Below are 13,646 nucleotides of genomic sequence, written 5' to 3'. Positions count from 1 at the left end.
CCTCGACTTATTTCCAGGGCTCTACACTGGGAATCTGTCTTAAAGCCGCTGACGTTCAGCGGCTTTTTTTTGCCGTCAAAAAAGGCCAGGCACCCCCAACGACACTGGCCGTTTCCGATTGACCAAAGGAGCTCCACCGGTGAAGAACTCGCTGACGTTCACCCCGTTATTCCTCGCAATAGCCGCAACGATTCCCCCCCTTGCCCACGCGGCAGACACTACCCCCGCCGACGGTTTCGTCGAAGGCGCCCACCTCACTATCAACACCCGCAACTACTACATGAACCGCGACCGGCGCGACATTCACACCGATGACAGCAAGGAGTGGGGCCAGGGTTTCATCGGTATCTTCGAATCCGGCTACACCCAGGGCACCGTCGGCTTCGGCCTGGACGCCCATGCCATGCTCGGCCTCAAGCTCGACGGCGGTGGCGGCACCGATGGTTCCAGCATCCTTCCGTATGGCAGTGGCAACGGCAAGGCACCCGGCTCGTTCTCCACCGCGGGTGGCACCTTGAAAATGCGCGCATTCGATACCGAGCTGAAGGCCGGCGACCTGTTCCTCAATAACCCGGTGATCGCCGGCGGCGCGACACGCATGCTGCCGCAGACCTTCCGTGGCGTGAGCCTGACCAACCACAGTCTCGACGGCTGGATGTTCGAAGGCGGCCAGGCCAGTTTCACCAAGCTCTACAACCAGAGCGGCCATCGCCGCATCGGCACCAGCTACGGCGCGCTGCCCAACACGGCGGACAGCCAGCACCTGAACTGGGCCGGCGTATCGTTCAGCGGCATCGCCGGGCTGACCAGCAACCTCTACGCCGCCGAACTCAAGGACGTCTGGAACCAGTACTACTACGACCTGGACTACACCTACGCGCTGAATGATCTGGTCAGCCTCAACCCGGGCCTGCACTACTACCACACCCAGGACACCGGCCAGTCGCTGCTCGGCGCCATCGACAACAACACCTACAGCCTGCATTTCACCGTGGGCGTGGGCAACCACAGCGTCACCGCCACCTACCAGCGGGTCAACGGCAACACGCCATTCGACTACATCGCCCAGGGCGACAGCATCTACCTGGACAACTCCCAGCAGTACTCCGACTTCAACGGCCCCAACGAACGCTCATGGAAGCTCAAGTACGCCTATGACTTCGTCGGCCTCGGCATGCCGGGCCTGACCTCGGCGGTGTCCTACATCAGCGGCAAGACCGACCTGACCAAGGTTGATCCGCAAAGCCGTGGCTACAGCGCCTGGTACAGCGCCGATGGCAAAGATGCCAAGCACTGGGAACGCGACATCGACGTGAAATACGTGGTGCAGGGCGGCAAGGCCAAGGACTTGGCGGTGCGCCTGCAATGGGCGACCAACCGCGGTGGCAATGGCTACGCGGCGGTGGATCGGGATGTGGACGAGTACCGCGTGATCGTCGACTATCCGATCAACGTGTTCTGAGGGGTGATTTTTTCTTTTTAACCAAGTATTTAATTTTCATCGGGTAGAACTAAACTGCCAGCATCCTCACCGCTGAAGTCTGCCCGATGAGTCCACGCCCTGTTCGTACCTCACCCGCACACCCTGAGTTGTTACTGATCCTGGGCAGCGGGCTCAGCGTCGCCCTGATTGTGATCATTGTCGCGGTGCTGTTGATGCGCGAACACGCCAGCACGCTCGAAGCGGCCAAGCGGTCTACCACCAACATCGCCCAATTGATCAATGCCGACGTGCTGCGTAACGTCGAACTGTATGACATGGCGCTCAACGGTCTGATTGCGGCCACGCAACGCGAAGACCTGTCCCAGGTTGCCGCCAATATCCAGCACCTGGTGCAGTTTGATTTGTCCACGGCGGCGCCTTTCAAAGGCGAGGTCCTGCTGCTGGACACCACCGGTACGGTTATCGCCGACTCCTCCACGCTGCGGCCCACGCCGCGTAATTTTGCCAGCCGCGATTATTTCCAGGTGCATGCCAAGGACGCCAACGCCGGCTTGTTTATCAGTCGGCCGTTCAAGGTCCGTTGCGACTGCGACCAGGTCTGGCGCATGGCATTCAGTCGACGTGTGTCGGGCCCCAAGGGAGAGTTTGCCGGGGTGGCGGTTGCGACCATGCGCCTGGCGTATTTCGATCAGCTCTTCAACACCCTGACCATCGGCAACGGCAGCAGCGTCAACCTGCTGAGCAGGAATGGCATTCTCCTGGCCCAGCAGCCGCTGCTCGAACGCGACATGATCGACAAGGACCTCAGTGACCGGCCCAACTTCAAGCGAATACTGCGTGACGGAAGCGGCAGCTTTCAGGCGATCTCTGCCATCAGTGGCAAAGAGCGCCTGTATACCTTTACCAATGTCGGTGAACTGCCGCTGATCGTGGTCGTGGCGCTGTCCAGCGAGGACGTATTCGCGCCCTGGAGTCGCGTGGCACTGCTGACCAGTAGTGCAACCGGAGTGCTCTGTGCCGGTTTGTTGTGGCTGACCTGGATGCTACGCCGGGAACTGCGACGGCGGCGGCGCGCTGAACGGGTACTGTCAGAACTGGCAGCCACCGATGCGTTGACGGGCCTGGCCAACCGCCGCGTGCTGGACGAACGCCTGCGCCTGGAGTGGGACCGCGCCCAACGCTCGACCGAGCCGCTCACGGTGCTGATGATCGATGTGGACCACTTCAAGGCGTTCAACGATCGTCATGGTCATCATGGCGGCGATGAGGCACTACGTAACGTGGCCCAAGTGATCGGTACCAACATCCGCCGCCCGGCCGACTTGGCGGCACGCTATGGCGGTGAAGAGTTTGCGGTGGTGTTGCCGTTGACCGATGCCAAGGGTGCCTGGGTGATCGCCGAGCATATCCGCAGCGGCGTCGAGCACTTGCCGCGGGTGGCCGGGGACGAACAGCCGATTACGGTGAGTATTGGCATGAGTACGTGGGACAAGCGCAGTCGCCAGTCGCTGGAGGCATTGCTGTTGAGTGCGGACCAGGCGCTGTATGAGGCCAAGCACAGCGGAAGAAACCGCATTGCCGATTCAGCAACCCTCTGAATAGTGAAGCGGATCTAATGTGGGAGGTGGCTTGCCCCCTCCCACACTTGAACAGTGGCAGAGTCAGAAAAAGTGGGTATAAAAAAAGGCCACCCGAAGGCAGCCTTTCAAAACTAAAGAAAGAGAGTTGTTACTTACACCGCCGCAACGGGACGCATGTAAGAGATCGGTGCGGTGCTGGCATCTTCGAAGGTCACAACTTCCCAAGCGTCTGTCTGCTCAATCAATTTGCGCAGCAGCTGGTTGTTAAGGGCGTGGCCCGACTTGAAGCCTTTGAACTCGCCTATCAGGCTATTGCCCAGCAGGTAGAGGTCACCGATTGCATCGAGGATCTTGTGCTTCACGAATTCGTCTTCGTAGCGAAGGCCGTCTTCGTTCAGTACACCATCCGCGTCGACCACAATGGCGTTTTCAACGCTGCCGCCGAGTGCGAGGTTGTGCTTGCGCAGGTACTCGATGTCACTCATGAAACCAAAGGTACGGGCGCGGCTGACTTCTTTTACGAACGAAGTGCTGGAAAAATCCACGCTTGCACTTTGGGTGCGGTCACGAAATACCGGGTGATCGAAATCGATCTCAAAGCTCACTTTAAAGCCTTCGAACGGGACGAAGGTGGCGCGCTTGTCGCCGTCTTCTACTGTCACTTCCCGCAGAATACGAATGAACTTCTTGGCTGCGTCCTGTTCTTCCAGGCCGGCAGATTGAATCAAGAATACGAAGGGTCCAGCGCTGCCATCCATGATCGGGACTTCGGACGCGGAGAGCTCGACGTAGGCGTTATCGATGCCCAAACCGGCCATGGCCGAGAGCAAGTGCTCCACCGTGTCCACCTTGACGTCACCGTTGACCAATGTGGTCGACATCGTGGTTTCGCCAACGTTTTCCGCGCGAGCAGGAATCTGCACCACAGGGTCCAGGTCGGCACGCACAAACACGATGCCGGTGTCGACAGGTGCAGGCTTGAGGGTCAGGTATACCTTTTCCCCGGAGTGCAGACCTACACCTGTGGCACGAATAATATTCTTCAGGGTGCGTTGTTTAATCATGGCTTGGACCGCTTCAGCGCAAATTGCGAACTGGTATCAACAAAGGCTGGCGATAATAGCAGACCAGACCTTTGCTGAACACCAATCACCTTCATAGCCCTGATACATTCCATCAATCGGCCTGACGACGCAGGAATGCCGGGATGTCCAGGTAGTCCAGATCATCTTGCGGATTCGGGCTACGGGACGCCGCAGCACCGGCCTGAGCCTGGTTGCGCATCACGGTCGGACGGTCCAGGTCACGGTAGTTCACCGACGGCAGTTCCTGGCGCGAAGGCGCTGGAGCAGCAGCCGCCTGGCTGGCGTGGCTGGCCTGGCTGTTGTGCAGGGTGTTGTCGATGACCTTCACAGGCTTCTCGATTTTCGCGCCCAGGCCGGTCGCAACCACGGTCACGTGCAGCTCGTCGCGCATGTCCGGATCGATAACGGTACCGACCTTGACCATGGCGTGCTCGGAAGCGAAGGCTTCGATGATGCTACCCACGTCGGAGTACTCACCCAGGGACAGGTCAGGACCGGCGGTGATGTTCACCAGGATGCCGCGTGCACCTTGCAGGTTCACGTCTTCCAGCAGCGGGTTGCGGATGGCCGCTTCAGTGGCTTCACGTGCACGGTTCGGACCGCTGGCGCAGCCAGTGCCCATCATCGCCATGCCCATTTCGCTCATCACGGTACGGACGTCGGCAAAGTCGACGTTGATCATGCCTGGGCGCTTGATGATGTCGGAGATACCGCGAACGGCACCGGCCAGTACATCGTCAGCCTTGGCGAATGCGGACAGCAGGCTCGCGTCCTTGCCCAGGATGGTCAGCAGCTTCTCGTTGGGGATGGTGATCAACGAGTCGACGCTTTCAGACAGCAGACGGATGCCTTCGTCGGCGATCTGCATGCGCTTGCGACCTTCGAACGGGAACGGACGGGTCACCACAGCGACCGTCAGAATGCCCATTTCCTTGGCCACTTCGGCAATGATCGGCGCAGCACCGGTACCGGTACCGCCGCCCATGCCGGTGGTGATGAACACCATGTTGGTGCCTTGCAGCACTTCAGCGATACGCTCGCGGTCTTCCAGCGCGGCTTGACGGCCGACTTCCGGGTTGGCGCCAGCGCCGAGGCCCTTGGTCACCGCAGTACCCAATTGCAGGATGGTCCGCGCGCCGATGCTTTTCAGCGCCTGGGCATCAGTGTTGGCGCAAATGAATTCAACGCCTTCAATGTTGCTCTTGACCATATGGTTGACAGCGTTGCCGCCGCCACCGCCGACACCGATCACTTTGATGACCGGGCTTGCGGGGATGTTGTCTACGAGTTCGAACATGTTCCCTCTCCTTTCATTTCTCTAGTTTTTTCGCCTACTGCTTACAACGGTGTTGCGGTGTCGCGGTAAATCGTTAGAAGTTGCCCTTGACCCATGCCTGCAACCGCTCGAACAACGGCGCCTTGGCCTCGTCGTCGCTGCGGTAACTGTCACGGTTGCTCGGGCCCGACAGGGAAATGCCGTCGGTCTGCTTTTGCAGCCCGTACAACAGCAAGCCCACGCCGGTGGAATAAATCGGGTTGCGTACCACGTCGCCCAGACCCTTCACGCCATGGGGCACGCCCAGGCGGACCGGCATGTGGAAGATTTCCTCGGCCAGCTCGACCGCGCCTTCCATCTTCGAGGTACCACCGGTCAGCACGATGCCGGCCGGGATCAAATCTTCGTAGCCGCTGCGGCGCAGTTCAGCCTGGATCAGGGTGAACAGCTCGTCGTAGCGTGGCTCGACCACTTCGGCCAGGGCCTGGCGCGACAGTTCGCGCGGTGGACGATCACCCACGCTCGGCACCTTGATGGTCTCGCCGGCACCGGCCAGCTTGGCCAGGGCGCAGGCGTAGCGGATCTTGATTTCTTCGGCGTACTGGGTCGGTGTACGCAGCGCCATGGCGATGTCGTTGGTCACCTGGTCACCGGCAATCGGGATCACGGCGGTGTGACGGATCGCACCCTCGGTGAAGATCGCGATGTCGGTGGTGCCGCCGCCGATGTCGACCAGGCACACACCCAGTTCTTTTTCGTCGTCGGTCAGAACCGAGTAGGCCGAAGCCAACTGCTCGAGAATGATGTCGTCGATTTCCAGGCCGCAGCGACGCACGCATTTTTCAATATTCTGTGCGGCGTTGACGGCACAGGTCACCACGTGGACCTTGGCTTCCAGGCGTACGCCCGACATGCCCAGGGGCTCACGTACGCCTTCCTGGTTGTCGATCACGTAGTCCTGCGGCAGGGTGTGCAACACCCGCTGGTCAGCCGGGATTGCCACGGCCTGGGCAGCGTCGAGCACGCGCTCGAGGTCGGCCGAGCTGACTTCGCGGTCACGGATCGCCACGATGCCGTGGGAGTTCAGGCTGCGGATATGGTTGCCCGCCACGCCGACGAACGCCGAGTGGATCCGGCAACCGGCCATCAGCTGCGCTTCTTCGATGGCGCGCTGGATCGATTGCACGGTGGACTCGATGTTCACCACCACGCCCTTCTTCAGGCCCCGGGACGGATGCGTGCCAATACCGACGATTTCGATGACACCGTCTTCCCCGACCTCGCCCACCAGCGCCACCACCTTGGAGGTGCCGATATCGAGACCGACGATCATTTTGCCGCTTTGCACGTTTGCCATGGGTCCTGCCTCTTCTTAATTCTTCGCGACAGCGGGTTGCGCTGCCGTGGGCGCTGCCGGTTCACGCCAGCCGACGGCAAGGCCGTTGGCGTAACGCAGGTCGACGCTCGCAATGTTCGTAATCTGTTCTTTCAAGGTCTTGTCGTAGATGGCAATGAAGCGGCGCATCTTTTCCACCAAGCGGTCGCGTCCCAGCAACAACTGGATGCCCGGGCCGGAACTGCCTGCCCCGGTCGTCAAAAACCAGCTGCCCCGTTCACGCAGTTCCAGGCGTGCAATGGAGAAGCCCAGTGGCCGCAGCATCTGGCTCAAGGCCTGGTACTGCTGCATCACTTGCTGCTGAGCCCGCTGCGGCCCGAACAGCTGCGGCAGGTGCTCGTAGTTGGCCAGCTCACGCGGGGTGAACGCCTGGCCCTGGTTGTTCAACAGCGCTTCGTCACCCCAACGGGCCACGGGCAGTTGTTCTTCCAGGCGGATCGTCACCTGGTCCGGCCATACGCGGCGGACTTCGGCGTGGGCGATCCACGGCATCTGTTCCAGCTCCGAGCGCATGCCGGCCAGGTCGATGGTAAAGAAGCTCGCCGCCAGGTACGGGCCGATGCGCTGCTGTACCGCTTGCTGGCTGATGTAGCTCAAGTCGCCCTGCACGCTGATCTTGGTGATCGGCCGGTCGGCATACGGCAACAGACGCTGCGCGCCTTCGTAGGTTCCGAAGCCCAGCACCACCAGCAATACCGGCCAGTACAACGCCTTGAGGAAACCAAAGTTGGCTTTCGGCAGGCGCGCCGACATCGGCTCTTTAGCCACCATTCGGCTGGCACCCCGTGGCACCGGCTTGCGGCTCGGTGCTTGAGGGGGCTGATGACGAAGCGATGCGCCTTTCATGTCCTTAGCCTCGTGGCTCAATGCTTGCGGCCAGGATCGCCAGCACCAGTTGCTGGAAATCCAGGCCCGCAGCGCGAGCGGCCATAGGTACCAGGCTGTGGTCGGTCATGCCCGGTGCGGTGTTGACTTCCAGGAACCAGAAATTCCCTTGGTCATCCTGCATCACGTCTGCCCGCGCCCAACCGGCGATACCCAGCGCCTCACAGGCTTTCGCCGTGAGGTCCATCAATTCCTGTTCCTTGGCTGCGTCAAGGCCGCACGGGATCCGGTACTGGGTATCGGAAGCCAGGTACTTGGCGTCGTAGTCGTAAAAGGTGTGGGGCGTGCCCAATGCGATGGGCGGCAATACCTGGCCACGCAGGGTGGCGATGGTGTACTCGGGACCCTGGATCCACTGTTCCACCAACACTTGCGAATCGTAGGTACTTGCCGCTTTCCATGCGTCGATCAATTCGGCGGCCGAGTTCACTTTGGCCATGCCGATACTGGAGCCTTCATGGGCAGGTTTGACGATCAAAGGCAGGCCCAGTTCCTTGGCTGCAGAAATACAATCGTCTTCGCTGCACAGCACACTGTGACGCGGGGTCGGAATGCCCAGGCTGTGCCACACCTGCTTGGTGCGCAACTTGTCCATCGCCAGCGCGGACGCGAGGATGCCGCTGCCCGTGTAAGGGATGCCGGCACACTCCAGCAGGCCTTGCATGCTGCCGTCTTCACCGCCACGGCCATGCAGGATGATGAAGGCGCGGTCGATCTTCTCGGCCTGCAGGCGGGCGAGGAAGTCATCGCCCACGTCGATACCGAAGGCGTTCACGCCGGCACTTTGCAAGGCTTCGAGCACGGCGTTGCCGGACTTGAGCGACACTTCGCGCTCGGCGCTCTTGCCGCCGAACAATACGGCTACGCGACCGAAGTCGGCAGGCGTGATCGTGGAAAACAGGGAGGCGTAGTCAGTGATCATTTCGCCGCTCCCTTTTTTGCCGCAAACAGCGGGCTCGCCAGCAATTTCGGCGCAAGGCCACCAATGTCACCGGCGCCCTGGCACAGCAGGATGTCGCCGGCACGCAGCAGCGGCTTGACGATTGGCGCCAGGTCTACGCCACGTTCGATGTAGATCGGGTCCAACTGGCCGCGCTGACGGATGCTGTTGCACAGCTTGCGGCTGTCGGCGCCCGGGATCGGCTCTTCGCCGGCCGGGTAGACTTCCATCAACAGCAGCACGTTGGCATCGGCCAGTACATTGACGAAATCGTCGTACAGGTCGCGGGTACGGCTGTAGCGGTGCGGCTGGTACACCATCACCAGGCGACGCTCCGGCCAGCCACCACGCACGGCCTTGATCACTGCGGCGACTTCGGTCGGGTGGTGACCGTAGTCGTCCACCAGCATCACGTCACCGCCCTCTACCGGCAACTGGCCGTAGACCTGGAAGCGACGGCCCACGCCGGCAAAGCGCGACAGGCCTTCGACGATGGCTTCATCGCTGACGCCCTCGTCGGTGGCGATGCAGATGGTCGCCAGGGAATTGAGTACGTTGTGGTTGCCCGGCATGTTCACCGAGACATCCAAGGGCTCACGGTCCGGACGCAGCACGGTGAAGAAGGTTTGCATGCCTTCCTGGCGCACATTGATGGCGCGCACGTCGGCGTCTTCGCTGAAGCCGTAGGTCACGGTCGGACGCTTGACCAGCGGCAGGATTTCGCGCACCACCGGATCGTCCAGGCACACCACCGCCAGACCGTAGAACGGCAGGTTGTGCAGGAACTCGACGAAGGTTTTCTTAAGTTTGTTGAAGTCACCGTCGTAGGTCGCCATATGGTCGGCGTCGATGTTGGTGACCACAGCCACCAGCGGTTGCAAATGCAGGAAGCTCGCATCGCTTTCATCGGCTTCGGCGATCAGGTAACGACTGGTGCCGAGCTGGGCATTGGTGCCAGCGGCATTCAGGCGGCCACCAATGACAAACGTCGGGTCCAGGCCTCCGGCGGCGAACACCGAGGCAATCAGGCTGGTAGTAGTGGTTTTGCCATGGGTGCCGGCTACGGCGATGCCGTGGCGATAGCGCATCAGCTCGGCCAGCATCTCGGCGCGAGGCACCACGGGAATGCGGCGCTCAAGGGCGGTGGCCACTTCCGGGTTGGAGGTGTTCACGGCGCTGGACACCACCAGCACATCGGCCTCGGCGGCGTTCTCGGCACGGTGGCCGATAAAGATCTGCGCGCCGAACGACTTCAGGCGGTCGGTGACCGGCGACTCTTTCAAGTCGGAGCCGGACACCTGGTAGCCCAGGTTCAGCAGTACTTCGGCAATGCCGCACATGCCCACGCCGCCGATACCGACGAAGTGGATGCGACGGATGCGGCGCATTTCCGGTTGCGGCATGGCTTTCTGATTCTCAACCATGGGCCACCTCCAGGCAGATATCGACCACGGTGCGGGTTGCGTCAGGTTTGGCCAGGCGGCTTGCGGTGCTCGCCATGCTGTTGAGTCGTTCCGGTTGCATCAATACCTCGGTCAGGCGTGCGGCCAAGTCGGCGGCGCCAGTCGTTCTTTGCGGCAGCAGGAAGGCAGCGCCCTCCCCGGCCAAATATTCAGCGTTGCGGGTCTGGTGATCGTCGATCGCGTGGGGCAAAGGCACCAGCAACGACGGCAGACCGGCGGCGGCCAGTTCACTGACGGTCAGCGCACCGGAGCGGCAGACCACCAGGTCGGCCCAGCCATAGGCATGGGCCATGTCTTTGATGAAGGGCTGTACATTCGCCTCCACACCGGCCTCGCGATAGCGCGTGGCGGTGACTTCACCATGATCTTTGCCCGCCTGGTGGAAGATCTCAGGGCGCAACTCCACAGGAAGTTGCGCCAGGGCTTGCGGCAGCAATTTGTTCAAAGGCTCGGAGCCCAGGCTGCCGCCCATGACCAGCAGGTGCGCCTTGCGCCCGGCCAAGGCTTCACGGGCGATGCCCATGAACAGTTCGGTGCGCACCGGGTTGCCAGTGGTGCGCAGCTTGTCCGATGCACCAAAGGTCTTCGGAAAGGCCTCGCACACCCGCGCCGCCAAGGGCACCAGCAGGCGGTTGGCGGTGCCGGCGACGGCGTTCTGTTCGTGCACAATCACCGGCACACCGGCGAGCCTGGCCGCGACGCCACCAGGGCCGGTCACATAGCCACCAAAACCGAGCACACACACCGGCTTCAGTTCACGAATGATCTTGCGCGCCTGCCACACCGCCTTGAGCAACACGAACGGCGCCTTGAGCAGGGACAACTTGCCCTTGCCGCGCAGGCCGGTGACGTTGATCAGGTGCAGCGGCAAGCCGGCATTCGGCACCAATTCGTTTTCGATACCGCGCGACGTGCCCAACCAGTGCACGGTGTAGCCACGGTTCTGGAATTCCCGTGCGCAGGCCAGGGCCGGGAACACGTGGCCCCCGGTGCCGCCCGCCATGATCAGCACGTTAGCGCCCATGGGTCGGCTCCTCGGCGAAATCGCTTTCGCTGAACTCCATCTCTTCGCTGCCCAGGTGGGTTCGACTCTCCCACTCGATGCGCAGCAACAAGCCCAGGCACGCGCAGCAGATCACCAACGAACTGCCGCCATAACTGAGGAACGGCAAGGTCAGGCCCTTGGTCGGCAACAGGCCGACGTTCACACCGATATTGATCAGGAACTGGCCGATCCACAGGAACGACAAGCCGTACGCCACATAGGCGGCGAAATACTGTTTGGCCTTCTCGGCCCACAGGCCGATGTACATGCCGCGTACACACACGAACACGAACAGCGCGACGGTGCATAGCGAACCCACCACACCGAGCTCTTCGGCCAGTACCGAGAACACGAAGTCGGTGTGCGCTTCCGGCAGGTAGAACTGCTTCTGCACACTGTTGCCCAGGCCCACGCCCAGCCACTCGCCGCGACCGAAGGCGATCAGCGCCTGGGTCAACTGGTAGCCGGAGCCGAACTGGTCGGACCAGGGGTCGGTAAAGGTGATCAGACGCGCCATCCGGTAGGGTTGTGCCTGCACCAGGACCGTCACGGCAGCCACGGCCAACACCACCATCAGGGTGAAGCGGAACAGCCCCACGCCGCCGAGGAACAGCATCGCCGCAGCAGCGCCCATCATCACGACGGTGGCGCCGAAGTCGGGCTCCATCAGCAGCAGGCCAGCCATGGGCAGCAGCACGATGAACGGCTTGAAGAACCCCATCCAGCTTTCGCGCACTTCTTTCTGGCGACGTACCAGGTAGCCGGCCAGGTAGATCACCACGAACACCTTGGCGATTTCCGACGGCTGCACGTTGAACGCGCCGAAACCGATCCAGCGCATCGAACCATTCACCTCGCGGCCGATGCCGGGCAGGATCACCATGACCAGCAAGCCGAACGCCCCGATCAGCATCAACCAGCCCAGGCGTTGCCAGGTGGCGATGGGGATCATCATGGTGACGATGCAGGCGCCGAGGCCGATCACCAGGTACACCAGGTGACGGATCATCATGTACAGGGTGTTGCCCGACTGCACGGCAGCCACTTCGGACGACGCCGAGGTGATCATCACCAGGCCCAGGCCCAACAAGGCGAGGCAACCGGCGAGCATCGGGAAATCGAGGTCGATACCGCGCCCGGTAATGATCGGCGATGGGTACGGCTTGATGATATTCCGGAAATTCATGCCAAGGCCTCCACGGCGCGGGCGAACAGCTGGCCGCGCTCTTCGTAGTTCTTGAACATGTCGAAACTGGCGCAGGCTGGCGACAGCAGCACCGCATCGCCGGACTGGGCCAGGGCCTTGCAACGGGCGATGGCGTCGTCCAGGGACGTGGCGCGCACTTGCGGCACCGCGTCACCGAGGGCGGCGGCGATCAGATCGGAATCGCGGCCCATCAGCACCACGGCGCGGCAATGCTCAGCCACCGGGCCTTTAAGGTCCTTGAAGTCGGCACCCTTGCCGTCGCCACCGGCGATCAACACCAGCTTGCCGTCGATATCGGCCCCAAGGCCTTCGATGGCTGCCAGGGCTGCACCCACGTTGGTGGCCTTGGAATCGTTGTAATAGCTGACGCCATCAAGGTCGCGCACCCACTGGCAGCGATGCTCAAGGCCGCCAAAGCTGCGCAGCGCCGAGAGCATGGCGTCAAACGGCAGGCCGACGGCATGCCCCAGCGCCAACGCCGCCAGGGCATTGGACTGGTTATGGGCGCCACGGATTTTCAGCTCGCGCACCGGCATCAGGTTCTGGAATTCGAAGGCCAGGTATTTCTCGCCGTTCTCTTCGCGGATGCCGAAGGCTTTGAAATCGGGTTTGCCGAGGCCGAAGGTCCAGCAGGGCAGGCCCTCGCCCATCAGCGGACGGCTCAGGGCATCCTGGCGGTTGACCACGACTTGCCGCGCACCCCGGAAGATCCGGTGCTTGGCCAGGTGGTACGCCGGCAGGCCGCTGTAGCGGTCCATGTGGTCCTCGCTCACGTTCAACACGGTCGCCACTTCGGCGCCGAGGTCGTGGGTAGTTTCCAGCTGGAAGCTCGACAGCTCCATCACGTACAACTCGATGTCGTCACTGAGCAGGTCCAGCGCGGGTGTACCGAGGTTGCCGCCCACGGCCACGCGCTTGCCGGCCGCAGCCGCCATCTCGCCGACCAGGGTGGTCACAGTGCTTTTCGCGTTGGAGCCGCTGATGGCCACGATCGGCGCCTTCGCATTACGGGCGAACAGGTCGATATCGCCGGACAGCTTCACGCCACGGGCAGCGGCGGCTTGCAGGGCCGGGGTCGCCAGGGCCAGGCCGGGGCTCACGTAGAGCTCATCGGCACGGCACAGAAACTCGACATCCAGCTCGCCACAACGCACTTCCACGTGCGGGTAGTCACGGCGCAGCGTGACCAGCTCCGGTGGATTTTCCCGCGTATCGGCCACGGCAAACGACGTGCCCCGGTTCGCCAGGAAGCGAACCAGGGACATGCCGCTCTTGCCGAGGCCGAAAACGATGCGGAAGTGGTCTGAAGCGATCAGGGACACTCG

Annotated in this window: 11 protein-coding genes; 2 read left to right on the top strand and 9 right to left on the bottom strand. The window is 62.0% G+C overall.

Annotation, left to right across the window (positions count from 1 at the left end):
• Nucleotides 1-139: 139 nt before the first annotated feature.
• Both LUU92_RS04965 and LUU92_RS04960 read left to right on the top strand, forming a co-directional pair.
• Nucleotides 140-1,462, top strand: a complete 1,323-nt coding sequence (locus LUU92_RS04965) for an OprD family porin (RefSeq protein WP_257103237.1) — start codon at nt 140-142, stop codon at nt 1,460-1,462.
• 86 nt (nt 1,463-1,548) lie between these two features.
• Entirely contained in the window at nt 1,549-3,042 is a 1,494-nt protein-coding gene (locus LUU92_RS04960; RefSeq protein ID WP_071491189.1) for a GGDEF domain-containing protein, read from the top strand.
• A 134-nt stretch (nt 3,043-3,176) separates the two neighbouring features.
• Here LUU92_RS04960 and lpxC read toward each other — a convergent pair whose 3' ends face one another.
• From lpxC to murD, 9 genes are all read right to left on the bottom strand, one after another.
• A complete protein-coding gene (gene lpxC, locus LUU92_RS04955; RefSeq protein ID WP_003171886.1) occupies nt 3,177-4,088 on the bottom strand; it encodes a UDP-3-O-acyl-N-acetylglucosamine deacetylase in 912 nt (303 codons plus the stop codon).
• A 112-nt stretch (nt 4,089-4,200) separates the two neighbouring features.
• Nucleotides 4,201-5,406 carry a cell division protein FtsZ gene (ftsZ, locus tag LUU92_RS04950; protein WP_017526184.1) on the bottom strand — a complete coding sequence of 402 codons (1,206 nt, stop codon included), beginning with the start codon at nt 5,404-5,406 and terminating at the stop codon, nt 4,201-4,203.
• Between the two features lie 73 nt (nt 5,407-5,479).
• Entirely contained in the window at nt 5,480-6,742 is a 1,263-nt protein-coding gene (gene ftsA, locus LUU92_RS04945; protein WP_010213031.1) for a cell division protein FtsA, read from the bottom strand.
• Between the two features lie 15 nt (nt 6,743-6,757).
• Entirely contained in the window at nt 6,758-7,627 is an 870-nt protein-coding gene (locus tag LUU92_RS04940) for a cell division protein FtsQ/DivIB (protein WP_058422950.1), read from the bottom strand.
• 4 nt (nt 7,628-7,631) lie between these two features.
• A complete protein-coding gene (locus tag LUU92_RS04935) occupies nt 7,632-8,588 on the bottom strand; it encodes a D-alanine--D-alanine ligase (protein WP_071491187.1) in 957 nt (318 codons plus the stop codon).
• Nucleotides 8,585-10,030 carry a UDP-N-acetylmuramate--L-alanine ligase gene (gene murC, locus LUU92_RS04930; RefSeq protein ID WP_071491186.1) on the bottom strand — a complete coding sequence of 482 codons (1,446 nt, stop codon included), beginning with the start codon at nt 10,028-10,030 and terminating at the stop codon, nt 8,585-8,587. The genes LUU92_RS04935 and murC overlap by 4 nt, the downstream gene beginning before the upstream one ends.
• A complete protein-coding gene (gene murG / locus LUU92_RS04925) occupies nt 10,023-11,093 on the bottom strand; it encodes an undecaprenyldiphospho-muramoylpentapeptide beta-N-acetylglucosaminyltransferase (protein ID WP_257103236.1) in 1,071 nt (356 codons plus the stop codon). The genes murC and murG overlap by 8 nt, the downstream gene beginning before the upstream one ends.
• Nucleotides 11,083-12,300 carry a putative lipid II flippase FtsW gene (ftsW, locus tag LUU92_RS04920; protein WP_053254470.1) on the bottom strand — a complete coding sequence of 406 codons (1,218 nt, stop codon included), beginning with the start codon at nt 12,298-12,300 and terminating at the stop codon, nt 11,083-11,085. The genes murG and ftsW overlap by 11 nt, the downstream gene beginning before the upstream one ends.
• Nucleotides 12,297-13,643: a UDP-N-acetylmuramoyl-L-alanine--D-glutamate ligase gene (murD, locus tag LUU92_RS04915; protein ID WP_257103235.1), complete on the bottom strand. Its 1,347-nt coding sequence runs from the start codon at nt 13,641-13,643 to the stop codon at nt 12,297-12,299. Before murD ends, ftsW begins: the two co-directional genes overlap by 4 nt.
• Nucleotides 13,644-13,646: the final 3 nt, after the last annotated feature.

Source organism: Pseudomonas extremorientalis, assembly GCF_024584605.1.
GTDB lineage: Bacteria > Pseudomonadota > Gammaproteobacteria > Pseudomonadales > Pseudomonadaceae > Aquipseudomonas > Aquipseudomonas extremorientalis.
Note: the sequence above shows the minus strand (reverse complement) of the source record. Positions and strands in the feature narration are given on the sequence as shown.